This is a genomic window from Pandoraea aquatica (assembly GCF_902459565.1).
GTDB lineage: Bacteria > Pseudomonadota > Gammaproteobacteria > Burkholderiales > Burkholderiaceae > Pandoraea > Pandoraea aquatica.
Genome location: NZ_CABPSN010000003.1, coordinates 665,774 through 691,040, shown reverse-complemented (window position 1 = coordinate 691,040; position 25,267 = coordinate 665,774). Strand labels below are relative to the sequence as shown.

At 62.8% G+C, this 25,267-nt stretch carries 19 protein-coding genes; 8 read left to right on the top strand and 11 right to left on the bottom strand.

Features of this window, described 5'->3' with window-relative positions:
* Positions 1-114 precede the first annotated feature (114 nt).
* Positions 115-1,050, top strand: a complete 936-nt coding sequence (locus PAQ31011_RS13860; protein WP_150576335.1) for a LysR family transcriptional regulator — start codon at positions 115-117, stop codon at positions 1,048-1,050.
* Here PAQ31011_RS13860 and PAQ31011_RS13855 read toward each other — a convergent pair.
* Positions 1,035-2,231 (bottom strand): MFS transporter, encoded by a 1,197-nt coding sequence (locus PAQ31011_RS13855; RefSeq protein WP_150576334.1) that lies wholly within the window; start codon positions 2,229-2,231, stop codon positions 1,035-1,037. The two genes, PAQ31011_RS13860 and PAQ31011_RS13855, sit on opposite strands and share 16 nt — an antisense overlap.
* A complete protein-coding gene (locus PAQ31011_RS13850; protein ID WP_150576333.1) occupies positions 2,231-3,430 on the bottom strand; it encodes a MalY/PatB family protein in 1,200 nt (399 codons plus the stop codon). The genes PAQ31011_RS13855 and PAQ31011_RS13850 overlap by 1 nt, the downstream gene beginning before the upstream one ends.
* A 355-nt stretch (positions 3,431-3,785) precedes the next feature.
* On the opposite strand from PAQ31011_RS13850, the gene PAQ31011_RS13845 reads away from it, so the two are divergent.
* Both PAQ31011_RS13845 and PAQ31011_RS13840 read left to right on the top strand, forming a co-directional pair.
* On the top strand, positions 3,786-5,117 hold the full coding sequence (locus PAQ31011_RS13845) for an amino acid permease (RefSeq protein ID WP_217424865.1): 1,332 nt from the start codon (positions 3,786-3,788) through the stop codon (positions 5,115-5,117).
* Between the two features lie 82 nt (positions 5,118-5,199).
* Positions 5,200-6,417, top strand: a complete 1,218-nt coding sequence (locus tag PAQ31011_RS13840; RefSeq protein ID WP_150576332.1) for a cation diffusion facilitator family transporter — start codon at positions 5,200-5,202, stop codon at positions 6,415-6,417.
* Here the strand turns inward: PAQ31011_RS13840 and rfbC are convergent.
* The 5 genes from rfbC to msbA form a co-directional block, all read right to left on the bottom strand.
* A complete protein-coding gene (gene rfbC, locus PAQ31011_RS13835; protein ID WP_150576331.1) occupies positions 6,405-6,953 on the bottom strand; it encodes a dTDP-4-dehydrorhamnose 3,5-epimerase in 549 nt (182 codons plus the stop codon). The genes PAQ31011_RS13840 and rfbC overlap by 13 nt on opposite strands.
* 13 nt (positions 6,954-6,966) lie before the next feature.
* Positions 6,967-7,854: a glucose-1-phosphate thymidylyltransferase RfbA gene (gene rfbA / locus PAQ31011_RS13830; protein ID WP_150576330.1), complete on the bottom strand. Its 888-nt coding sequence runs from the start codon at positions 7,852-7,854 to the stop codon at positions 6,967-6,969.
* Positions 7,851-8,957 carry a dTDP-glucose 4,6-dehydratase gene (gene rfbB / locus PAQ31011_RS13825; RefSeq protein WP_150576329.1) on the bottom strand — a complete coding sequence of 369 codons (1,107 nt, stop codon included), beginning with the start codon at positions 8,955-8,957 and terminating at the stop codon, positions 7,851-7,853. Before rfbB ends, rfbA begins: the two co-directional genes overlap by 4 nt.
* Before the next feature lie 31 nt (positions 8,958-8,988).
* On the bottom strand, positions 8,989-9,570 hold the full coding sequence (locus PAQ31011_RS13820) for a peroxidase-related enzyme (RefSeq protein WP_174990122.1): 582 nt from the start codon (positions 9,568-9,570) through the stop codon (positions 8,989-8,991).
* A gap of 96 nt (positions 9,571-9,666) precedes the next feature.
* Complete coding sequence (msbA, locus tag PAQ31011_RS13815) at positions 9,667-11,418, bottom strand: lipid A export permease/ATP-binding protein MsbA (RefSeq protein ID WP_150576327.1); 1,752 nt, start codon at positions 11,416-11,418, stop codon at positions 9,667-9,669.
* A gap of 163 nt (positions 11,419-11,581) precedes the next feature.
* On the opposite strand from msbA, the gene recQ reads away from it, so the two are divergent.
* Positions 11,582-13,390 carry a DNA helicase RecQ gene (gene recQ, locus PAQ31011_RS13810; protein ID WP_150576326.1) on the top strand — a complete coding sequence of 603 codons (1,809 nt, stop codon included), beginning with the start codon at positions 11,582-11,584 and terminating at the stop codon, positions 13,388-13,390.
* A gap of 26 nt (positions 13,391-13,416) precedes the next feature.
* Positions 13,417-14,169 (top strand): glycosyltransferase family 2 protein, encoded by a 753-nt coding sequence (locus PAQ31011_RS13805; RefSeq protein ID WP_150576325.1) that lies wholly within the window; start codon positions 13,417-13,419, stop codon positions 14,167-14,169.
* 156 nt (positions 14,170-14,325) lie between these two features.
* On the opposite strand, the gene PAQ31011_RS13800 is transcribed toward PAQ31011_RS13805, so the two are convergent.
* Positions 14,326-15,177, bottom strand: coding sequence for a glycosyltransferase family 2 protein (locus tag PAQ31011_RS13800; RefSeq protein ID WP_150576324.1), 852 nt, complete (start codon positions 15,175-15,177; stop codon positions 14,326-14,328).
* 103 nt (positions 15,178-15,280) lie between these two features.
* Positions 15,281-18,877, bottom strand: coding sequence for a DNA polymerase III subunit alpha (dnaE, locus tag PAQ31011_RS13795; protein ID WP_150576323.1), 3,597 nt, complete (start codon positions 18,875-18,877; stop codon positions 15,281-15,283).
* A gap of 173 nt (positions 18,878-19,050) precedes the next feature.
* Between dnaE and PAQ31011_RS13790 the strand changes: the two genes are divergently transcribed.
* Together PAQ31011_RS13790 and gluQRS are read left to right on the top strand one after the other, a co-directional pair.
* Entirely contained in the window at positions 19,051-19,923 is an 873-nt protein-coding gene (locus PAQ31011_RS13790) for a sulfurtransferase (protein ID WP_150576322.1), read from the top strand.
* A gap of 134 nt (positions 19,924-20,057) precedes the next feature.
* Positions 20,058-20,903, top strand: a complete 846-nt coding sequence (gene gluQRS / locus PAQ31011_RS13785; protein WP_246179577.1) for a tRNA glutamyl-Q(34) synthetase GluQRS — start codon at positions 20,058-20,060, stop codon at positions 20,901-20,903.
* A 123-nt stretch (positions 20,904-21,026) separates the two neighbouring features.
* On the opposite strand, the gene PAQ31011_RS13780 is transcribed toward gluQRS, so the two are convergent.
* The gene (locus PAQ31011_RS13780) at positions 21,027-22,541 is read right to left on the bottom strand and encodes a DEAD/DEAH box helicase (protein ID WP_150576320.1); all 1,515 of its coding nucleotides are present in this window, start codon (positions 22,539-22,541) and stop codon (positions 21,027-21,029) included.
* A 295-nt stretch (positions 22,542-22,836) separates the two neighbouring features.
* Entirely contained in the window at positions 22,837-23,904 is a 1,068-nt protein-coding gene (locus tag PAQ31011_RS13775; RefSeq protein ID WP_150576319.1) for a bile acid:sodium symporter family protein, read from the bottom strand.
* Between the two features lie 233 nt (positions 23,905-24,137).
* Between PAQ31011_RS13775 and PAQ31011_RS13770 the strand changes: the two genes are divergently transcribed.
* Positions 24,138-25,088 (top strand): LysR family transcriptional regulator, encoded by a 951-nt coding sequence (locus tag PAQ31011_RS13770; RefSeq protein ID WP_150576318.1) that lies wholly within the window; start codon positions 24,138-24,140, stop codon positions 25,086-25,088.
* Positions 25,089-25,267 lie beyond the last annotated feature (179 nt).

Here is a 25,267-nt window from a genome sequence, read left to right as displayed (position 1 = left end):
AGTCTTTGGCAAAGGTGCCGGTCGCAAATTGCACGCCCCGGAATTCCTCCGGGTGTCAGAATCGCTTATCGGCAATCGTCACGAACAACGCCCTAGCGAGGCTGGCACAGCGATATGAAAAACTTTGCTTCCCTTACCCAGATCACCGTGTTCGCGCGCATCGCCGAACTCGGCAGCCTTTCGGCGGCGGCCCGCGAGCTGAACATCACGCCGTCGGCCGTGAGCAAGAGTCTCGCGCAACTGGAAGAGCGTCTCGGGGTGCTGCTGGTCAAGCGCACGACACGCAGCCTCACGCTGACCGACAGCGGCAAGATCATTCTGGAGCGCGCCAACGCCATCATCGCGGACATCGACACCACGCTCGACGCGGCGCAACAGTTCGGTCGCCCCGACGGCCTGCTCAAGATCACCAGCTCGCTCGCGTTCGGCTCCCGCCAACTGCCGTCGGTGCTGGGACGCTACTTCGCGCAATACCCGAGCGTGCGCGCCAGCATCGCCCTCGAAGACCGCTGCGTCGACCTCGCTGAGGAAGCCTACGACATCGCATTGCGCATCACGGCAGGTACCGATTGGGGACTGGCGGCCCGGCGGCTTGCGCCGATTCACTGGGTCTACTGCGCGTCGCCCGCGTACTTGCAAGACCACGAGGCTATCGTCAAACCCGACGACATCCATCAGCACGCCTGCCTCGTGTACCCGACGATGACGCTCGACAAGTCGTGGACCTTCCGCCGGGGCGACGAAACGCATTACATCCCGGTGCAGGGCAAGCTGACGTCCAATTCGAGCATGGCCCTGCGCGAAGCTGCCGTCGACGGGCAGGGCATCGCCTGCCTGCCGACGTATGTGGTGTCGAAGGACATTCTCGACGGCAGCCTGCAACTCGTGCTGCCCGAATACAAATGCGCCATCGTCCACACCCTCTATGCCATGTACTACCGCTCCAAGTACTCGAAGCCGCTGATTCGCAGCTTCATCGACTTCATGGTCGAGGACTATGGCGATGTGCCCCCGTGGGACCGGGAGCTGTCCGACTATCTCGCCGACTGAGCGGGCAACCCACGATCGCGACGCATCGAGATCAGCGAAATGCACACGGTGGCAATCGTCAGCGGGATCAGCGCAAACTTGCAGACCGTTTCCCATCCGAACGTGCTGAGCAAACCGCCCGAGAGAAACGAGCCGATCAGCATCGTGCCGAACACGAAGAAGTCGTTGAGCGACTGCACCCGGCTCTTCTCCTGCGGCGTATGACACTCCAGCACGAGCGACGACGCCCCGAGAAAGCCGAAATTCCAACCGACGCCCAGCAGGATCAGAAGAATCACGAAGTGATGCGATGAGTTCCCGGCGAGCCCCACCAGCGCGGACGCGAACATCAGCAGCAACCCTGCCAACACCACACGGTTTGCGCCGAAGCGGCTGATCAGGCTGCCCGTCACGAAGCTGGGGCCGTACATGGCGACGATGTGCCACTGAATCCCAAGGTTCGCCGTCGACTGCGGAATGCCGCAAATTTCCATCGCCAGCGGCGCGGACGTCATGAGGAAGTTCATCAGCATGTACACGACCGCGCCGCAAACGATGGCCGTGATCAGACGCGGTTGACGCATCAATGCCGAGGTACTTCTGCCGTCCGCCCACACCATCGACGGCGGCGCATCGAACCTGATGCCTGCCAGCACGCATGCCGACAACAACGCCGCGACGGCCGAACCGAAGTAGGTCGCGGCGAACAGGCTCCCGGGAATGAGGTCCATGCTGAATGTCACCAGTTGCGGCCCCACGACGCCGGCGAACACACCCCCGGCCATCACCGTCGAGAGCGCCTTGGCCCGCTCGTCCGGCCCCACGCACTCGGCGGCGGCGAACCGGAAGGTCAGTACGATGGCGGCGTAAGCGCCGCCGAACACCATCGCGAAGCAGAACAGCGGAAACGATTTCGTCAAAATAGCGATGCCCGCCAGCAGCCCGTCAACGATGCCGAGCGCGTTGCCCAGCAGGAACGACGCTCGGCGTCCGACGCGTTGCACCAGCTTCCCGACAGGGATGGTCGACAGCGCCATCCCGAGTACGAAGATCGTGACCGGCAGCGTCGACAACGCCGGATCAGGCGACAGCCCGTGCCCGATCACGGCGGCCGTCGCATACACCACTGCCGCGTTCGCACCGGCCAGCGCCTGCGCCGCGCTCAGGCGCAGCACGTTCGAGTTCAGAGAAACGAAGGCCATCAGTTCCTCCGAAAGGCGTCGCCGATACGCGCGATGGCCTCGTTCACGAGACTGCGCGGACACCCGAGATTGACGCGCATGAAGCCCTGCCCGCCTTGCCCGAACTTCGGCCCGACGTCGAACCATACGCGCGCTTTGCGCAGCAGGACGTCCTGCAACTCGGCATCGCTCATGCGCAACGCGCGGCAATCCATCCACGCCAGATAAGTCGACTCGGCGGGAAACACCTTGAGACCGACGTCCATCGCATTGATCGATTGCGCGAACAGGCGCTGATTCTCGCGCAGATAGCCGACCAGCGATTCGAGCCACGGCTCGCCGTGACGGTACGCCGCTTCGCACGCCACCACGCCCATCTGGTTCACGAGATTGATGCCGCTGCGCTCACATTGCCGACGGAATTGCTCGCGAATTCGCTTGTTCGGAATGATCATGTTCGAGCATTGCAGCCCGGCGATGTTGAAGGTCTTGCTCGGCGCGGTCGCCACGATGCAATTGTTGGCGAGCGCGGGGCCCAGCGTGCCGAAAGCCACATGCTGCTTCGTTTCGTCGAGGATGATGTCCTGATGCACTTCGTCCGAGAGCACAAGAATGCCGTGGCGCGCACAGATCTCGCCCATCGTGATCAGCTCGTCGCGCGACCAGACATTGCCGGTCGGATTATGCGGATTGCACAGGATGAACAGTTTGGTGCCGGGTTGGATCGCGGCTTCGAACGCATTCGCATCGAACCGGTAACGCTCGCCATCGTAATGGAGCGGCGCTTGTGCGAGACGTCGACCATTGATTTGCACGTCGTAATGGAAATGGACGTAGACCGGTGTCTGGATCAGCACGAAATCGCCGGGATTCGTGAAGGCGTGAATCGCCATATTGATGGCCGAGACGACGCCCGGCGTTTGCAGCACCCACTCGTGCGAGATATCCCAGCCAAAGCGCCGCTTTTGCCATGACGCGACGGCTTCCAGAAACGACGTGGGGATGCTGCCGTAACCGAAGACGCCGAAATCGACAGCCTCATGCAACGCGCGGCGAATCGGCTCAGCGACACGAAAGTCCATGTCGGCGACCCACATGGGCAACGGATCTGCCGCCGCCTGTTCGGGCGTGAGCCGGCGCTCCGCGCCCCATTTCATCGAGTTGGAATGGCGTCTGTCGGGGAGAAAATCGAAATCGTTCGAATCGTTCGAATCAGTCATTACGCGCTCTCATTGGGAATTCACGTTGAGATTCTGAATGTGAGGCAGCCTGAAAAGAAGCGAGCATAACTACAGGCACTTTTGCCATCCGGTCACAAATGGATTGAAACGCCCAAGCGATTTACCCGGTCACGCCGCGATTCACGTTGCGATAGCCGGCGCTGACAACTTGTGACCAAAGTTCACAGGTCTTAGTCAAATCTTGCGCTTCTTTCCCTGTCGGCCCGTCAATAGAATTCACGTCGTTGTACCGAACCGGTCTCGCTTATCCCGAAAAAAACCATTCAACGCCGATAGCCGATAAAGGCTAATCGAGCGACGGGGCGAACGACCGAACAATCATCAGGAGACGACAATGGAAGAAGTGTCAAGTGCGCTTTACGGCGCAAATGGTGCCAGTGGTGCCGGTGGGGCTAGCGGCGCGAGCATGACAAAAGCCGCCGCGCCCCCGTTCACGATGTACGACTTCGGCTGGGTGGTGCTGTGTATCGGCATGGCGATCGGATCCGGCGTCGTTTTCCTGCCGGTGCAGATGGGCGTCAAAGGCGCGCTAGTTTCGATCATCTCGCTCGCGATTGCTTATCCGATCGTCTATCTGATCTCGAAGCTCTATATTCAGTCGCTTTCCGCCACAAAAAATTGCGACGATTACGCGCAGGTGATTACGCAATACCTCGGCAAGAACTGGGGCATGGTGCTTGGTGTCGTGTACTTCGTGATGCTGCTCAAGGCGATGTTCGGATACTCGTCGGCCATTACCAGCGATGCCGCGTCTTATCTGGAGACGTATGGCGTCACCCAACATTCCCTGCAAGGGGAAGTCTGGTTTCTCGCTGCCGTCATTACCGTGCTCGTGCTGATCGCGTCGAGCGGTGAACGCTTGTTATTCAAGATTTCCGGCCCACTCATCGCAACGAAGCTGGCCATCGTGGTGTTTCTCGGATTCGCGATGATGCCGTACTGGCATTTGAGCAATCTCGAACTCGTGTGGACCGGATCGTTTTCCATGCTGCGCGATATTGTGCTGACGCTGCCGTTCTCGATGTTTTCGATCTACTTTGTGCAGATTCTGAATCCGATGAACGTCGCGTTTCGCAAAGTCGAAAGCGATCCGCAAATCGCCACGTACCGGGCATTGCGTGCGATGCGATATGCATATGCCATTCTGATCGTCTCGGTGCTGTTCTTCTGCTTCTCCTTCCTGCTGTCGATCAATCACAACGACGCCGTTTATGCGCTGGCCAATAACATCTCCGGTCTCGCATTGGCCGCGAAAGTGATTCCCGGCAGCGCGGTCCAGGTGATGTCGACGGTATTGGACGTGGCGGCGATCTTCACCGCGTTCTTCGGCGTGTTTCTCGGCTTTCAGGATGCGGTTCGGGGCATTGTGCTCAACCTCGTCGACCGCTTCATGGCGAGAAGCGACGTCTTTAACCGACGACTGCCGTACTTTATCGGCGCTGTCGCCATCGGCATTCTGGTGAGTTGGGTCAAGTTCGGCTTGTCAGCAATGGTCCTGATTCAGGTGACGGTGCCCGTCTACGCGTTCGTGACCTGCCTGTTGCCTGCCTATCTGGTGTATCGCGTCGGTGCATTGCGACACCTGCGCTCGCCGGCCGCCATCGTGGTGCTCGTGTACGGGCTGGTGCTGATGACGGTGCCGGTCATGAAGTTCTTCGAGCACTGATCGCCATTGCAAAAAGCCGGGGCATCCGCAATACAATACGCAATCGATCCGATTTCGTCGTGCACAGAAGCACGCCCCGGCCATGCCCTACTCGAACTACGACAACCTCGCGGCATCGAGCGAGGCGCTCGACAAACATACCGTCGCACGCCATTCGACCTGGGTCAGCATCTGGGTCAATGTCGTGCTGACGACCGCCCAGATCGTCGTCGGGATCTTCGCACGCTCACAGGCGCTGATCGCCGACGGCATCCACTCCTTCTCCGATATCGTCTCCGACTTCGTGGTACTTGCCGCCGCACGCGGCAGCGCGCGGGCACCGGACGCCGATCACCCCTACGGCCACAGCCGCTACGAGAACGCCGCGTCGCTGTTCCTTGGCGTGATCCTGCTCGTGGTGGGCGCGGGCATGCTGTGGCGCGGCGTGGAGCGTCTGCTGCACCCCGAGGACATTCCCGAGGTGCACACCCTCGCACTGGTCGTGTCGGTGATCGTGCTCGTCAGCAAGGAAGGGCTTTTCCGATACATGCTGCGCGCCGCGCAACGGGTGCGCTCGGCGATGCTCGTCGCCAATGCCTGGCACGCGCGCTCGGACGCCCTGTCGTCGCTCGTGGTGGCATGCGGGATTCTCGGCAACCTCGCCGGCTACCGCATTCTCGATCCGCTCGCGGCAGCGCTCGTGGGACTGATGATCGGACGCACCGGGTGGAAATTCGGCTGGAACGCCTTGCAGGACCTGATCGATCGCGGCGTGGACGACGACACGACCGTCACGATTCGCCAGCGTCTGCTCGACACACCGGGTGTGCGTGGCATCGACATGCTGCGTACGCGCCGCATGGGTGACGAGATCGTCGTCGACGTCCACATTCTCGTGGACGCACGCCTGTCGGTCTCGGAGGGGCACTACCTGGCCGAACAGGCCCGCGCTGCGGTCATGAACGAGCCGCAGATCCTCGACGTGCTGGTGCACGTCGATCCGGAAAGCGATACCAAGGGCACCGCGCTGCAACAGTGGCCGGCACGCGCTGTGGTGGTCGGTGCGGCCGAACTGCTGTGCCGGGCCAATGCGCTGGCCCTGCACGACGTCAAGCTGCACTATCTGAACAACGGACTGGAAGCCGACGTGATCGTCGAAGGGCTGAACGGATCGAATGGTTCGAACAGTTTGGTGGCGGGCGACGGCGGCATCGAAGGACCGTCGCAGACCGTCGCCGACGCCCTGATCGCCCGCTTTGCCCCGCTGGGATTGCGGTACGTGCGGGTGCTCAGGGTGACGGGTGAAACTCAGTCTTCGTGAGTGTAGTCGGCGAACAGCATGCCCTGCTTGTCCTTGTCCGAGACGACCGGCGTGATGCCGTCGAGCGGCCAGGGAATCGCCAGCGTCGGATCGTCCCAGCGGATGCAGCGCTCGAACTGCGGTGCCCAGTAGTCCGTGGTCTTGTACAGCACCTCGGCCGTCTCCGACGTCACTACGAATCCGTGGGCGAAGCCCGCCGGAATCCACAACTGCCGCTTGTTCTCGGCGCTCAACACTTCGGCGACCCACTTGCCGAACGTCGGCGATCCTTCGCGAATGTCGACGGCGACGTCATAGATCTCGCCCTGCAGCACGCGCACCAGCTTGCCCTGCGGCTGCTTGACCTGATAGTGCAGGCCGCGCAACACGCCGCGCACCGAGCGCGACTGGTTGTCCTGCACGAACGTGAGCGTCTCGCCGAGACCGTCGTTGAAATTACGCTGGTTGAAGCTTTCGAAGAAATAGCCGCGCGAGTCGCCGAACACTTTGGGTTCGAGACGCTTCACGTCGGGGATGGCAGTTGCGATCAATTGCATCGATAAAAATCCGTCAAAACACGCGTTCGCGCAACATGGCCAGCAAATACTGGCCGTAGCCTGTTTTAGCCAGCGGTTGCGCCAAAGCTTCAATCGCCGTGGCGTCGATCCAGCCACGACGGTAAGCGATCTCTTCCGGGCAAGCGACCTTCAATCCCTGCCGGCTTTCGATGGTCTGGATGAACGTGCTGGCTTCGAGCATCGACTCATGCGTGCCCGTATCGAGCCACGCGTATCCACGTCCCATGATTTGCACGTTCAACTTGCCGCGCCGCAGGTATTCGTTGTTAACGTCCGTGATCTCGAGCTCGCCACGCGCCGATGGCTTGATGGCGCGCGCAACGTCGACGACGTCGTTATCGTAAAAATACAAGCCCGTCACGGCGTAGCGCGACTTCGGCTCCTTCGGCTTCTCGATCAATTCGATCGCACGTCCCGAATCGTCGAACGTCACCACGCCATAACGCTCCGGATCGTTCACGGGATAAGCGAATACGGTCGCACCGTCGGACTGGCGGTTCGCCGCCCCCAACAACGCGGCAAAATCGTGACCGTAAAACAGGTTGTCTCCGAGCACCAGCGCGCACGGGTCGTCACCGATGAAGTCCGCGCCGATCAGGAAGGCTTGCGCGAGACCGTCAGGGGATGGCTGCACCGCATACTGGAGATTCAGTCCCCACTGGCTGCCGTCGCCGAGCAATTGCTCGAAACGTGGCGTGTCTTGCGGCGTCGAGATGACCAACACGTCGCGAATCCCCGCCAACATCAGCGTGGTCAGCGGGTAGTAGATCATCGGCTTGTCGTAGACCGGCAAAAGTTGCTTCGACACCGCCAGCGTCGCCGGATACAGGCGGGTGCCTGAACCGCCCGCGAGAATGATGCCCTTGCGTCTTGTCGTCATGCCGCACCTCCCGCTATGTCTGCCGCACCGCCACCGCTGCCCTCGCGGTCCTGATAGTGCGTTTCGATCCAGCGTTGATACTCGCCGGACTGCACCTGACGCACCCACTCGCCATTGGCGAGATACCACTGCACGGTCTTGCGCATGCCTGTCTCGAACGTCTCGGCCGGACGCCAGCCCAGCTCTCGCTCAAGCTTACGGGCATCGATGGCATATCGACGGTCATGTCCCGGACGATCGGTGACGAACGTAATCTGATCCGCGTACGACTTGCCGTCGGCACGAGGCGACAGTTCGTCGAGCAGCGCACACAAATGCTTCACCACGGACAGGTTGTTCTGCTCGTTCCAGCCACCCACGTTGTAGACCTCGCCCGTCGTGCCTTTCGCCAACACTTCGCGAATCGCCGAGCAGTGATCGCCGACGTACAGCCAGTCGCGCACATTGCTGCCATCGCCATAGATCGGCAGCGGCTTGCCTGCGAGCGCATTGGCGATGACCAATGGAATCAGCTTCTCCGGGAACTGGTACGGGCCGTAGTTGTTCGAGCAATTGGTGGTCAGGACCGGCAGACCGTACGTGTGGAAGTAGGCGCGCACCAGATGATCGGAGCCAGCCTTCGAGGCCGAGTACGGGCTGTTCGGGGCGTACGGTGTGGTTTCCGTGAAAGCCGGATCCGTCGGGCTCAGCGAGCCGTAGACCTCATCCGTCGACACATGCAGGAAGCGGAAGTTATCGCGCGCGTCGCCTTCGAGCGAACCCCAATAGGCGCGTGCCGCTTCGAGCATCGTGAAGGTGCCGACGATGTTCGTCTGCACGAAGTCGCCGGGGCCGTGGATCGAGCGGTCCACATGGCTCTCCGCAGCGAAGTGCAGCACCGCGCGCGGACGATGTTCCGCGTACAGCCGGTCAAGCGCAGCACGGTCGCAAATATCCACCTGCGCAAAGCGATGGCGCGGGTCGCGCTCCAGGCTGGCCAGACTGGCGAGATTGCCGGCGTATGTCAGCTTGTCGATGGTGAGCACCGGTTCGTCGTGTTGCGCGAGCCAGTCCAGAACGAAATTTGCGCCGATGAATCCGGCGCCACCTGTCACAAAGATCATGGATGCAAAAAGAGAATGTGCGGGAGTGCGCCTACTTGCGAGGCACACGCCCCATCAAGAAGAATTCGTCGTTAGGCCGCATCGAAATGGCATTGGCGATCCGGTTGGACATGCCGAAGAACGCCGTAATGGACGCGATGTCCCAGATATCCTCGTCGTTCAGCCCGTGGCGGCGCAGCGTGGCATAGTCTTCGTCGCTCACCTCATGCGAGCGCTCACAGACCTTCATCGCATACGCGAGAATCGCCTTCTGACGCTCGGTCAGATCCGCCTTGAGATAGTTGACGGCGACCTGATCGGCCAGCAGCGGCCGCTTTTCGTAGATGCGCACCAGCGCACCATGCGCGACCACACAATACAGGCATTGATTCACCGCACTGGTCGCGACTACGATCATCTCGCGCTCACCCTGGCTCAGATTGCCATCCTTGAGCATCAAGGCATCGTGATACGCGAAAAATGCGCGAAATTCGTCGGGACGGTGCGCCAGTGTGAGGAAGACGTTAGGGATGAAGCCAGCCTTTTCATGAACCGCGTCGATGCGCGCACGAATATCGTCAGGCAACGCGGCGAGGTCCGGCACGGGAAAGCGACTGATCGGCGGCTGGCTCATCATGGTCTCCTCAAATCCTCAAATGCAGGTTGATGCGGTATGGGGAATGACGTTGCGACCACGCGGCGCACATGGCACCGGCAGGCCTCCCCGTCGTCACGCTTCCTGCTGCTGTGCGTACTGAATGCGGTGCAAATGGGCGTAAAGGCCATTATGCGCCACGAGTGCCTGGTGAGATCCCTGCTCCGCGATGCGGCCATGTTCGAGCACGACGATGCGGTCGGCGCGTTCGATGGTCGACAGGCGGTGCGCGATCACCAGCGTGGTACGTCCTTCCATCAACACTTCGAGCGCCGCCTGCACGTGACGCTCGGATTCCGAATCCAGTGCCGACGTCGCTTCGTCCAGAATCAGGATCGGCGCATCTTTGTAGATCGCGCGGGCAATCGCCAGACGCTGACGCTGGCCGCCCGACAGGCGCATGCCGTTGTCGCCCACCAGCGTATTCACGCCATCGGGCATGGCGGCCACAGCATCGGCCAGATTGGCAGCACGCAGCGCGGCCTGCACGCGCTCGGCGTCGACTTCCTGACCGTAGGCGACGTTGGCGGCAATGGTGTCGTTGAACAGCACGACGTCCTGACTCACGAACGCAATCTGACGGCGCAGGTCGGCCAGGCGCAGATCGTTGAGCGGAATGTCGTCGAGCAGAATGCGCCCGCCCGTCGGGTCGAAGAAGCGCGGCACCAGATTGACCATCGTGGTTTTGCCGCTGCCCGAGGGGCCGACCAGCGCCACCATCTCGCCCGGCGCAACCTCCAGCGAAATCTTGTCGAGGGTCGGGCGCTCGCTCGCGCCGTAGTTGAAGCTGACCTGATCGAACGTCACACGGCCCTTCGCACGCTCGAGCGTGCGATCGCCGCCGACCGGCTCGACTTCGACGTCCATCACTTCGAAGATCAGCTCGGCGGCCGTCACGCCGCGTTGCAGCGGCTGGTTGACGTCCATCAGATGCTTGAGCGGGGACACAACGAGCAGCAGTGCGGTGACGAACGCCGTGAACCCGCCCACGGTCATCTCACCCGACGACGACTCGATCATCGCCACGGTAATCACGATGGCCAGCGCCAGCGAGGCCAGCGCCTGCGTCACCGGCTGCGCGAGACCGCCCGAGACCGTCACACGCATGGCGTAGCCGCGCAGCGTGCTGGTCATCCTGTCGAAGCGGTTCTTCTCGTACTCTTCGCCGTTGTGGATCTTCACGACCTTGTAGCCACCGACCGCCTCTTCGACCACATACGACAGCGCGTTGGTCAGCGTCTGCTGCTCACGATTGAGACGGCGCAGGCGGCGGTTGATCTTGCCGACCAGCCAGCCGATCAGCGGCAGAATGACGGCCACAACCAGCGTGAGACGCCAGTTCAGATAGAACAGATAGCCCAGCAGGCCGACGACGGTCAGCGAATCGCGCACGAGCGTGATCAGCACCGTGGTGAGCACGCCGAGCACCTGATTGACTTCGTAGACGATGGCGTTGATCAGCGTGCTGGTCGTCTCGCGCTGATAGTAGGCGGCCGGCGCGTGCAGCAGGCGCTCGAACATCTTCACGCGCAAATCGAGCAGCACGCGGTTCGAGACCCACGACAGCATGTAGTTGGCCGAATATTGCGCCAGCCCCCGGATCACGGCCAGCCCGATCACGGCGGCCGGGACGTACCAGAGCTTCCACGGATCGCCGCCCGAGAAGCCTTTGTCGAGCACCGGCTTGAGGACTGCCGGGATGGCCGCTTCGGTGGCCGCCACCAGCGCCATGGCGAGAACGGCCAGCAGGCCCATGTGCCAATATGGCTGGAGATAGCCCAGCAGACGTCGCAGAATCGGTCCGGTGGGCTTGTGCGGTGCGCTCATGTAAGTCGGGGACAGCGGGAAAACCGCTATTCTAACGTACCGGCCGGTCCCGTCGGGACACGTCCGAAGCGGACTCGGACCGCACCCCAAAAATCGCCCTAACGCCGGATTTCCGGGGCTGTTGGCACGCCGGACGCCGGGTGGAACCGGTATACTCCGGCGCATGGCAAGCGCACTCGAAGTTCTCCGTACCGTATTCGGCTATAACGCATTCCGTGGCGATCAGGCCGCCATCGTCGACCATGTGGCCGACGGGGGCGATGCACTCGTGCTCATGCCCACGGGCGGCGGCAAGTCACTTTGCTACCAGATCCCCGCGCTGTTGCGCCCGGGCATCGGCATCGTCGTCTCCCCGCTCATCGCCCTCATGCAGGATCAGGTCGACGCCCTGCTGCAAGCAGGGGTCCGCGCCGCCTATCTGAATTCCAGTCTCGCTTTCGACGAAGCGGTCGATATCGAACGCCGCGCCGCGCGAGGCGAACTCGATCTGCTGTACGTCGCGCCCGAACGGCTGCTGACCGACCGCTTCCTCAACCTGCTCGACCGGCTCGACGAACGCGGACAACTGGCGCTGTTCGCCATCGACGAGGCCCACTGCGTCTCGCAATGGGGACACGACTTCCGGCCTGAGTACATTCAGCTCTCCGCGCTGCACGAGCGTTATCCGCGTGTGCCGCGCATTGCGCTCACGGCCACGGCGGACGCCGCCACCCGCGAGGAAATTCAGGCGCGCCTCGGCCTGACCGACGCGCGCCTGTTCGTCTCCAGCTTCGACCGGCCGAATATCCGGTACGAAATCGTCGACCGCGACAACCCGCGCAAGCAGTTGCTGGCCTTTCTGAGCCGACATCGCGGCGAAGCCGGCATCGTCTACTGTCTGTCGCGCAAGAAGGTGGAAGAAACGGCCGCGTGGCTGGAAACGCAGGGCATTCCTGCGCTGCCGTATCACGCAGGGCTGGACGCCGAAGTGCGTCGCACGCACCAGCAACGCTTCCTGCGCGAGGAAGGACTGGTCATGGCCGCGACCGTCGCCTTCGGCATGGGCATCGACAAGCCGGACGTGCGCTTCGTCGCCCATCTGGATTTGCCCAAGAGTCTCGAAGCCTATTATCAGGAGACGGGACGCGCCGGGCGCGACGGCGAACCGGCCGAAGCCTGGATGACGTACGGCCTGAACGACGTGGTGGTCCACCGCAGCCGGATCGACGAGTCGAACGCGCCGGACCTTCAGAAGCGCATCGAGCGCCAGAAGCTCGACGCGCTGCTCGGCTACTGCGAAGCCCCGCGCTGCCGCCGCACGGTGCTTCTGTCGTACTTCGGCGAGTCGAGCGAGCCATGCGGCAACTGCGACGTTTGCCTGAACCCTCCGGAAGTCTTCGACGGCACGATTGCGGCACAAAAGGCGCTCTCGGCGATCCTGCGGACCGGCCAGCGCTTCGGTGCGGGCCACCTGGTCGACCTGCTGCGCGGGCGCAGCACGGACAAGATTCGTCAGTTCGGCCACGAAAGTCTGCCGACCTTCGGTGTCGGAGGCGAGATGGACGATCAGGGCTGGCGGGCCGTGTTCCGTCAACTGATCGCCCACGGCATCATCGAGCCGGACAGCAGCCAGTACGGGGCGCTCACGCTGAATGCGGCGGCGCGTCCGGTGCTCAAGGGCGAGACGGTCGTGTCGCTACGACGCCAGCGCCCCACGGCGAGCAAGAAGAGTCGCTTTGCCGGATACGCGTCGTCGCAGGCCATCGAACTGGATACGGCCGATCAGCAGTTGTTCGAGAAGCTGCGCACGTGGCGTCAGGAAATGGCGAAGACGCAGGCCGTCCCCGCGTACGTTATCCTTCACGACCGTACGCTGCGAGAACTCGCGCAGCGCCGCCCGCGTCACCGTGAAGGACTGGTCGATATCACCGGTCTCGGCGAAGCGAAGATCGAGCGTTACGGCGAAGCGCTCGTCGAATTGTTGAATGCCTGAGGCTCACGCCCCGCCCACGCACGCCCATGCCTACCTTACCGCTGACCGTCACGATCCTCACGCGCAACGAACGTCACAACATCGCCGACTGCATTGCATCGGTGAAGGCGTTCGCCTCGCAAATCGTGGTGGTGGATAACGCGAGCACGGACGGCACCGCCGATATCGCCCGCGCTGCCGGGGCGGAGGTGCACGTCACGCCTGACTGGCCGGGCTTCGGACCACAGAAGAACCGCGCGCTGTCGTTCGCAACCCAACCCTGGGTGCTGTCGCTCGATGCGGACGAACGCGTCACGCCTGAACTGGCCGCCGAGATCGCAGCGGCGATTGAAAGTGCATCCCACACTGGCTATCGCATGCCGCGTCTGTCGCAGTTTCTGGGGCACTGGGTAAAGCATTGCGGCTGGTATCCCGATTACGTGCTGCGACTGTTTCGCCGGGAAGCCGGACGCTTCTCCGACAATCTCGTGCACGAGCGCGTGATCGTCGACGGCGAGATCGGCACCCTCACCCATCACCTGCTCCATTACAGCTACACGGAAGTCCGTCAGGTGGAAGACAAGGTGCAACGATACGCACGCGCAGGCGCGAAGGAAATGTCGTTGCGCGGCAAACGCGTCTCTGCGCTCAAGCCATGGATCAATGGCGGATGGGCGTTCGTTCGAACCTACGTGTTGCGTCGTGGCTTTCTCGACGGCGCAGCCGGTGCCGCGATTGCCCGCATGAACGCTCGCAGCGCATTCCTGAAGTACGCGCTGCTACGACGCGGCGAAGTCTGACGCATCGGCAATCGCGAATGGCGTAACCCGACGCGCGAGACAGATCCACCGCGGTCCAACGCCGCGCGCTCACAGCGCGTCGGCACCAAAGCGAAACGGACGCCATGAGCGTCCGTTTTTCGTTCGAATGCGAACCTCGCGCGAGGACGTCGGCGCTTACTTCGCCAGCGCCCGCTTGATACGCGAGCGGAACAACTGCCAGCGCAGTTTGCTGTCGTCGACCGGCTCGGCCAGTCGGCCGTCGCTGCCTGACGGCACCGGCGTGCCGCGACGCAGATAGTAGCGATCGAAGATCGACTGCGTCATGCCCCACTTGCGCAGGAATTGCGTGCGCCCGTCATTCTTTACCACCTTGCCGGTGCTCTTGCACTGGAAGTGATAGACGAGACTTGCGCCCACGCCGACGAAGCGACGCGCACCGGCACCCCACATCTTCATCGAGAAATCGTTGTCGCTGCTCATGCCGGGACTCAGTTCCGTGCTGTAGCCGCCGACGAGGAACCACCAGTCGCGATGCACGAGCGTCGGCGGCCACGTCGCACCGAACCAGTCGGGCTTCTTGTACGTCGGCACGGCGGCGAGCAGCGCAGCCTCGTCGAACGTATCGACATCACGGCCGAAGTCCTGCACCAACACGCAGGGATTGCCGGTATCCACCGGTTCGATCATCGTGCCCGACAGCATGAACGCCTTGTCAGGCTGAGCCTCGGCGCGCTCGATCAGCGTCGTGTCCCAGCCCGGGCAGCAATACATGTCGTCGTTCAGATAGACGATGTACTTCTCGCGCGCCAGCGCCGCCGCCTGATTCACCGCGTAGCAGATCCCGATGTTATCGGGCGACGCCGTATGCTCGATCCCCTCGGCCTTGACCCAGTCGAGCGAACCGTCGGAACCATCGTTGATATGCACGATGATCTGATGCGGATAGCGCGAGTTCTGTCGGATGCTGCGCACACACAGTTGCAGCAAGGCGAGGTTGTTCCAGGTCGGAACGATGATGGAGAACATCCGGATTTCCTTGTGATATCGAACAGCGGGCAATGCGCTGCTACGCCGACGCGCCAGTTAGCGAAAGGCAGCCAACCCGCGCCGCCTTACCCGCACCGATGCATCAATAGACGACTTGTACCGAGTCGGTGGTCAGCCACTGACGAAGCTCGCCCAGCAACTCGTCGCCAGGCTGCACCTTCCAGTCGTCGCCGAGACGCGACTCGCATTCGGCGTCCGGGCGGCGATAGACGATATGCACCGGCAGGCCGTTTTGCTTATCCGCATCGCCATCGCCATTGCCATTACCGTTACGTCGACCGAAGCCACCGCCGCCGCCCCCACCACCATTAAACCCGCCGCCGCCATTGAAGCCGCCACCACCGCCCGCGCCCGCCGTCGCGGTCACGCGGTACATCGTGCAGTGCGGTTGCAACGTGGCGCGAAGACGCGTCCAGTCCGCGTTACCGTTGAACGACAGCTTGAGCGCCCGGGCGAAGCGCGCACGCGCACGGCCGAGGTCCATCAGGCTCTCGACGGTGAAACGCAGGCCGCCCGTAAAGCTGTCCGGTCGCGCATTGCCGTGCACGATCAGCAGTTCGTCTTCCTTGAACAGATGCTTGTTCGCCTCGAACTGCTCATTGAAGATCGTAACTTCGAGCGTGGCGGTACCGTCGTCGAGCTGCACGATCAGCATCTTGCCGCGCTGGGTCATCATGGTTCGCATGCTGGAGATCACACCGGCGACGAGACGATCGCGCCCTTCGGACAGATCGCGAATCCGCGTGCGCACGAAGCGTCGCACTTCGTCGGAATACGAGTCGAACATGTGGCCCGACAGGTAGAAGCCGAGCGCCTGCTTCTCTTCCTGCAACTTGCGCTTGTCGGTCCATGCCGGTTCGTCGGCCAGTTCCAGCGGCGCTTGCAGACTTTCGTCGCCCAGATCGAACAGGCTGACCTGATTCGCGGCCGCACTCGCCTGCTCGGCCGCTTCCATCGCCATCGGCACCGACGCCATCAACTGCGCCCGGTTCTCGTGAATCGAATCGAACGCGCCCGCACGAATCAGCGCTTCGATCGTGCGACGGTTCACCACGCGACGGTCGATCCGTGCGCAGAAGTCGAACAGGTCGGTGAACGGCTTGCCCTCGCGGGCGCGCAGAATTTCCTCGATGGCCGACTGACCGCTGCCCTTGATGGCACCCAGTCCGTAACGCACGGTCTTCGAGTCCGCCGGCTCAAAGCGATAGGCCGATACGTTGACGTCCGGCGGCAGCACGCCCAAGCCGTTGGCCGTGGCCAGACAGTCTTCGTAGAGGATCTTGACCTTGTCCGTGTCGTCCATGGCCAAGCTCATGTTGGCCGCCATGAATTCGGCAGGATGGTGGGCCTTCAGCCACGCGGTGTAATAGGCCAGCAGCGCATATGCTGCGGCGTGCGACTTGTTAAAGCCGTAGCCCGCGAACTTCTCCATCAAGTCGAAGATTTCGTCCGACTTTTCGCGCGTCAGGCCATTCTCGGCGGCACCCTTGGCGAAAATCTCGCGGTGCTCGGCCATTTCCTCGGCCTTCTTCTTACCCATCGCGCGGCGCAGCAAGTCGGCGCCACCGAGCGAGTATCCGCCGATGATCTGCGCCATCTGCATCACCTGCTCCTGGTAGACCATGATGCCGTAGGTCTCCTGAAGCACCGGCTCCACGCGCGGATCCGGATATTCCGTCTTCTCGCGGCCGTGCTTACGCGCGCAGAAGCTCGGAATCAGATCCATCGGGCCCGGACGATACAACGCCACCAGCGCGATGATGTCCTCGAAGCGGTCAGGCTGGGCGTCCTTCAACATGCCCTGCATGCCACGACTTTCCAGCTGGAACACGGCGACCGTGTTGGCCTTCTTGAGAATGCTGAACGCGGCCGGGTCCGTGAGCGAGACCTGATCGAGCGACCAGTCCGCCATCTCCGGATGCAAGCGCTTGATGTAGCGCTCGGCCCAGTTCAGGATCGTGAGCGTGGTCAGGCCCAAGAAGTCGAACTTCACCAGACCGACGGCTTCCACGTCGTCCTTGTCGTACTGACTCACCACACCGCTGGCGTCTTCGCCGCTGCCCTGCGTGTAGAGCGGGCAGAAGTCGGTGAGTTTGCCCGGGGCGATCAGCACACCGCCCGCGTGCATGCCGACGTTACGCGTGAGCCCTTCCACCCGCTGCGCAAGCTCGATTAGCTGCTTGACCTCGTCTTCCGTCTGGAAGCGTTCGGCGAGTTGGGGCTCTTCCTTGAGCGCGTCGTCGATGGTGACGTGCTTGCCCGGCTTGAACGGAATCAGCTTGGAGATGCCGTCGACGAAGTTGTAGCCGAGGTCGAGCACACGGCCCACGTCGCGCACCGCTGCCTTGGCGGCCATCGAGCCGAAGGTGGCGATCTGCGAGACGGCGTCCGCGCCGTACTTCTCCTTCACGTACTGAATGACGCGGTCGCGGCCGTCCTGACAGAAGTCGATGTCGAAGTCGGGCATCGACACACGTTCCGGGTTCAGGAAGCGCTCGAACAGCAGGTTGTACTTGAGCGGGTCGAGGTCGGTAATGCCGAGCGCATAGGCGACGAGCGAACCTGCGCCCGAGCCCCGGCCCGGGCCGACCGGCACGCCGTTGTTCTTCGCCCACTGGATAAAGTCGGCCACGATCAGGAAGTAGCCCGGGAAACCCATCTTGATGATGGTGCCGGTCTCGAAATCGAGCCGCTTGTAATACTCGGGACGCTGCTTGTCGCGCTCGGCCTCGTCCGGGAACAATTGCGCGAGACGCGTTTCCAGCCCTTCCTTGGACAACTGGACGAGATAGTCGTCGAGCGACATGCCGTCCGGCGTGGGGAACAGCGGCAGCTTCGGCTTGCCGAGTTCGAGCGTCAGGTTGCAGCGCTTGGCGATCTCGACGGTGTTGGCCAGCGCGGACGGCACGTCCTCGAACGCGGTGAGCATGTCGTCCTGCGTGCGAAAACTCTGGTCCTGCGTGAAGCGGCGCACCCGGCGGGCATTGCCCAGCATCTCGCCTTCCGAGATACACACGCGCGCTTCGTGGGCAGTGAAATCGTCGGACGTCATGAACTGAATGGGGTGCGTGGCGACGACCGGCAGCCCGGCCTTCGCCGCGAGCTGCACCGCCTGTTGCACGTACGTTTCCATGCCCGGCTGGCCGGTGCGTTGCAGTTCGATGTAGAACGCCCCTGGGAAAACGCTTTCCCAGTGTTTCGCGCATTGCAACGCCAGATCGGGATTGCCAGCGGCCAATGCCGCGCCCACGTCGCCCATCTGCGCGCCGGAGAGCGCCAGCAGACCGCGGGCGAGGCCGTCGGGCTGAAGCCACGACGGCTCGATCTCCGCCCGCCCCCGGTACTGATTGCCGAGCCAGGCCTTGGACAGCAACTGACACAGGTTCAGATAGCCTTCGCGGTCGCGTGCGAGCAGCAGCAAGCGAGAGGGCTTGTCGCGGTCGGCCGGATTCGTGATCCAGGCGTCGCAGCCGATGATCGGCTTGACGCCCTTGCCACGGGCTTCCTTGTAGAAACGAATGGCTCCGAACATGTTCGCGAGGTCGGTGAGCGCGAGCGCGCCCTGGCCGTCCTTGGCGGCGGCCTTGACGACGTCGTCGAGCCGCACGATGCCATCGGCGATCGAGTATTCGGAGTGGAGACGGAGGTGGACGAAGCGAGGTTCTGACATGGGCCGTATTGTAACGCGGCGTCGCCGGATTTCGCCGCGCGCCCGGGCTGTCTTCCGGTGGCCCCTGCGAAGCCTGCGCCCCGCCTCATTTGACCGGCATTGTCCTGAATCAAGCGCGAACTTGTACCGAATCGGCGATAATGGCGGTTTATTGCTTCACGCTTTTGCGGAATTTCGTTGCCATGTCTATCGTCAACATCGCTGCGTACAAGTTCGTCACGCTCGACGACATCGCGACCCTGCGCCCGGCCCTGCTTGAGCGCTGCAACGCGCTCGACCTGAGAGGCACCATCCTGCTCGCGCCGGAAGGCATCAACCTTTTCCTCGCGGGTTCGCGCGAGTCGATCGACGCCTTCCTCGCGGGCCTGCGCGCCGACGCCCGGTTCGCCGATCTGGAAGTCAAGGAGAGCCTCTCGGACGATCAGCCGTTCCGCCGGATGCTCGTGCGCCAGAAGAAAGAAATCATCACCATGAAGATGCCGGTCATCAAGCCCGCAGACGGACGTGCGCCGGGTGTCGATCCCGCCACGCTCAAGCGCTGGCTCGATGCCGGACAGGACGACGAAGGCCGTCCGGTGGTGATGCTCGACACGCGCAACGACTTCGAAGTGGACGTGGGCACGTTCGACAACGCCGTCGACTACCGTCTCACTAAATTCTCGGAATTCCCTGACGTCATCGCCGCACATCGCGCAGACTTCGAGGGCAAGACCATCGTGTCGTTCTGCACCGGCGGCATCCGCTGCGAAAAGGCCGCCATCTACATGCGCGACATCGGGCTGGAGCACACGTATCAGCTCGACGGCGGCATTCTCAAGTACTTCGAAGACGTGGGCGGCGCGCACTATCAGGGCGACTGCTTCGTGTTCGACTACCGCACGGCACTCACGCCCGACCTCGCCCCGTCGACGACCAAGCAGTGCTTCGCCTGCCGTGCCGTGGTGACGGCCGAGGACCAGCGCAGCCCCGATTACATCGAAGGTGAGCAGTGCCCGGCTTGCGTGGATGACAAGGCAGGTGCTACCGCTGCCGCTGTCACGGCAACGTCGGTCTGAGACCCCGGGTGGCGCACGCTTCGGCGCACGACGCCACCTCATCCGCCTCCCCAGCCGCCGACGGTACGACGCCGTCGGCCCGCACAAGCGCCGCCAGCTATCGCGGACGCTTCGCCCCCTCCCCGACCGGACCGCTGCATCGCGGCTCGCTCGTCACGGCACTGGCCAGTTGGCTGGACGCTCGCGCGCACGGCGGCGTCTGGATCGTCCGCATGGAAGATCTCGACGAACCGCGCTGCGTGCCCGGTGCGGCTGACAACATTCTCGATACTCTGACGCGTCTCGGACTGCATTCGGACGAACCGATTGTCTGGCAAAGCCATCGGCATGCGCTTTACGAGCAGGCACTGGCAGCCCTGACCGCCAGCGGACTCGTCTATCCGTGCGGATGTACCCGTCGCGAAATCGCGGATTCGCTGACGCGTGTGCATGCACGTCACAGCACACTGGCTTACCCGGGCACCTGCCGCGACGGCCTGCATGGCAAGACGGCCCGCGCATGGCGTCTTCGGGTGCCGGACGGCGACACCGCGCGCATGCACTTCGAAGACCGTTGGATGGGATCGCAGACGCAGGATCTGGCGACGGAAGTCGGGGATTTCGTGCTCAAGCGCGCCGATGGGCAGTGGGCCTACCAGTTAGCCGTCGTCGTCGACGATCAGTTGCAGGGCATCACGGACATCGTGCGCGGAGCCGACCTGCTCGACTCGACGGCGCGTCAGATCTACCTGCAAGCCTGCCTCGACGCACCGACGCCCCGCTATCTGCATGTGCCGCTCGTCACGGCCGATGACGGCGAGAAGTTGAGCAAGCAGAATGGTGCCGCGCCGCTGTCGCTCGATACACCCGACGCAATACTCACAGCCCTCAAAGAGGCGGCCTCGCACCTCGGGCTGCCGGCAACACTCGCCGATATCTCCCATCGCGACGACTTCTTTGCTGCGGCCACGCTCGCGTGGAAAGAGCGCCACGCTCGCTGACATCGTCGGCTCACTGTCCTGCACCGAATAGGGCCGCCCAATGAAAAAAGCCAGCGTGAGTACGCTGGCTTTTTTTGCGACTGCGCTGTGCCTGACCTTACAGCCCCGGCGCTCGTCCCTTAGTTATCGTTCCTGTTGCGCTTTACGCGGGAAGCCCGCGAGCAGTGCGGCAACCTGACGCTTGGGGGCCTTTTCCGACGGCGCACCGAAGGTCGTCGGCGTCGCAACGTCATGCGACGCGCGATGGTCGCGCTGCGCTTCACCGGCCGACGGCGACGGCTCGTACGGCTTGTAGAAGAACTCGTCTTCCGGACGCACGCGACGCGGCGTACTACCGCCACTGCTGCGACCCGCACGCAGGCCGTCGTGACGGCTATGACGCTCGCCGCGATCACCGCGTTCGCCACGTTCTGCACGCTCACCACGGTCGCTGCGCTCGTAGCGATCGCCACGGTCGTCGCGCGAACGGCTGCGGCGCTCCAGCACCAGCTCACCACGCTTGAGTTCGCGCTTGATCAGCTTCTCGATTTCCACGAGGTGCTTGCGTTCGTCCGGTGCGCACAGCGAGAGCGCCTCGCCCGACGCGCCGGCGCGACCCGTACGGCCGATGCGGTGCACGTAATCTTCCGGGTTGTACGGCAGATCGTAGTTGATCACGCCGGGCAGATCGGAGATGTCCAGACCGCGTGCGGCGACGTCGGTCGCCACGAGCGCGCGGATGCCGCCCTGCTTGAACGCTTCGAGCGCCTGCATGCGCTCGTTCTGCGACTTGTCGCCGTGAATGGCGGCCGTCACGATGCCGTCGCGCTCAAGCTGACGCGCCAGACGGCTCGCGCCGATCTTGCTGTTCACGAACACGATGACCTGCTTCAGATCGCGTTCGTTAAGAATCTGGACCACGGCAGCGCGCTTGTCGTCTTCATCCACTTCATAGACGATTTGCTCGACCGTATCGGCCGTCGCATTGCGACGCGCCACTTCGATCGTGACCGGGTTCGTGAGGTAGCTCGATGCGAGCCGCTTGATGTCGTTCGAGAACGTGGCCGAGAAGAGCAGCGTCTGACGCTGCTTCGGCAGCAGATTCAGAATGCGTTGAAGATCCGGCAGGAAGCCCATGTCGAGCATGCGGTCGGCTTCGTCGAGCACGAGCATCTTCACCTGGCTCAGGTTCACCGTCTTCTGTTCGACGTGGTCGAGCAGACGGCCCGGCGTGGCGATGAGAATCTCAACGCCGCGGCGCAGCGCGTCTTTCTGCGGATTCATGTCGACGCCGCCGAACACCACCGTATTGCGCAGCGCCGTGTGAGCCGCGTACGAACGTACGTTGTCGGCCACCTGATCGGCGAGTTCGCGCGTCGGCGTGAGGATCAGCGCGCGCACCGGGTGACGGGCGGGCGATGCACTCGTGTTGGCATCGGGCAGCAGACGCTGGATGATCGGCAGCGAGAAGCTGGCGGTCTTGCCGGTCCCCGTTTGTGCAGCACCCATGACGTCGCGACCGGACAACACCACCGGAATGGCCTGTGCCTGAATGGGGGTCGGTTGGGTGTAGCCCTGCTCGGCGATGGCCCGCAAGATGTCCGCATGCAGCCCAAAGCTATCGAAGCCGGGGGTCGGAACAGCATTTACATCAGCCATGATGAAGGGACATCTCTTTTAAAAAAACGGGGGCCGCCACGCGGAAAGGTTTCCGCATCAAAGCTCACTCGCGAAGATTCAAGGGGCGCTGCGCGCCATGCTCAAGGCTGGCGCGAGAGGGGTCTGTCATGTAACAGATGCGTCGGGCGCCGCCGGACCGGGGTGGTCGTCAAGAAGCGAAACAGACGCAATTCTAGCACTTGCGCACGACCAACGTGTGACAACGGCCCTTGTCGGGCCGTGTCTATCGGATATCGCTTGGGGTAACGCGTCGAAGAAATGGCGCTCCGGGCGCTCAGCGGCCCGCGCCTGCATTGGCGTTGCCACTCTCCGGCTTGCCAGGCTTGGCGCCGGTCGCGGTCTTACCGGCAACGGCCTTCGCCGCCTGAGCGGCCCGCTGACGATTGGCGTAACGTGTCGCCAGCACCGCGCACACCATCAGTTGCATTTGATGGAACAGCATCAGCGGCAGGACGATCGCACCGAGCGGGCCGGTCGCAAACAGCACCTTGGCCATCGGAATACCGCTTGCGAGGCTCTTCTTCGAGCCGCAGAAGACGATGGTGATCTCGTCTTCTCGCGAAAACCCGAGCCAGCGTGCCGAATACGTCGTGATCGCGAGCATGATCGCCAGAATGACCGCGCAGCAACCCAGCAGGCCCAGCAGCGCCAACGGGGGAATCTGATGCCACAGCCCCGTGTTCACGGCTTCGCTGAACGCGGTATAGACAACCAGCAGAATCGAGCCCTGATCCACGATCTTGAGCAGCCCACGGTTGCGCTCCACCCATTTGCCGATGGCCTTGCGCGAGAGCTGACCGGCAATGAACGGCACGAGCAGTTGCAACATGATGTTGCCGATGGAATCGAACGGCGACGCGCCGCTGTTGCCATCGTGATGGATCACGACCAGGCCGACCAGCAGCGGCGTAATGAAGATGCCGAACAAGCTGGACGCCGATGCGCTGCACACGGCAGCAGGCACGTTGCCGCGCGCCATCGACGTGAAGGCAATGGCCGACTGGACCGTGGCGGGCAGCGTGCACAGGAAGAGGATGCCCAGATACAGCTCCGGGGTCACCATCCACGACAGCACTGGCTTGAGCGCCACGCCGACGATCGGGAATATGGCGAACGTGCTGGCGAACACCAGCAGATGCAAACGCCAGTGGGTCGCGCCAGCGAGCACGGCTTCGCGCGACAGCTTCGCGCCATGCAGGAAGAACAAGGCGGCAATCGCCACGTTGGTCAGCAGGTTAAAGGCGACTTCGCCCTCGCCGTGCGCCGGCAGGAAACTGGCCAGCGCAACGGTGGCAACCAGCATCAACGTGAAATTGTCGGGAAGGAAACGCGGTCTGGCCATCGGTACTCTTGAATACTCTCTCGGATACGTCTGAAATGACAAAGCCCGTTCCGCCAGAACACGGGATGCAACGGCATAGGGGCCGTCAGCGACGGTCTACCATCGATCCTGGAGGTCCCAGACGTCGAAAAGTGACCGGAAGTGTGCGCTCGCGCTACGGGTTTTTACGTATTAGAGCGCAAGGGTAGTTAAAATACAAATTCATTTAAAAATTTTATTCATACCAAAGACGCATGAATATCTCGCTGCGCCAGCTCAAAGTGTTCCTCGCGGTGGCCGAGCACGGCAGTTTCAGCCGAGCGGGCGAGGATATCGGCCTGACTCAGCCGGCCGTGAGTCGCTGCATCCGGGAATTGGAGCAAGAACTCGGACTCAAGCTGGTGGACCGCACCACGCGGGAGGTCACGCTGACCGAAGTGGGCGCTAGCCTCTCTGCCACCCTCGCCCGGGTGCTCGATGAACTGGAGAGCGCCCTGCGCGACACGCACGGGCTGGCGGAAGAGCGTCGCGGCCGGGTGCGCGTGGCCAGCGCGCCGACCATTTCGGCGAATCTCATGCCCGAATGCATCTCGGCCTGCGCCGCCCGCTATCCCGACATCACGCTGATGCTGCGTGATCAGGTCCAGACACTGGCGACCGACAGCGTGCGGCACGGTGAAGTGGACTTTGGCGTGATCGTCGCCTCGGAGGGCACGGACGATCTGGTCGGCGAGCCCATCATGGTCGAGCCGTTCCTCGTGGTGTGCGACCGCTCACATCGCTTTGCGAAGCAGACCGAGGTGACGTGGAAGGAGCTCAATGGCGAGAAGCTGGTGTTGCTCGATTACGCGTCCGGCAGCCGACCGCTGATCGACCGCGCACTGGCCGAACACGGTGCGTACTGTCAGGTGGCGCAAGAAGTCGGGCATGCGATCACGGTCTTCCGGATGGTCGAAGCAGGGATCGGCATCAGCGTCATGCCTGCGCTGGCGTTGCCGGCCATGCCCGGACTGGCGGCGAACGGCCCGGAAGCGGACAGCCGTCTCGTGGCCTTGCCACTCACGCCGCAAATCGACCGGACCATCATGCTGGTGCGCCGCAAGAACCGGACGCTCTCCCCCGCCGCGCAATCCGTCTGGGAGTTGATCCAGCAGATCTCAGCCAGTGCGCCGCAACCGCTGGCGTCGGGCAAGTCCCGCAAGTGACAGGCCGGGCGAGCGCCCTGACATGGTGGGAATAGTCAGCGGATACCGGAAGTTCGCGCGCCGTTGAGCGAAATTCAGCAAAAACCGACGTAATCGGCATGGGTCACGACGCATCAAAGTAAGTGAGTGCCTGCTACAATGCCTGTGCGTCGACTCCCCCCAAGTGCGTGACTGTGCCA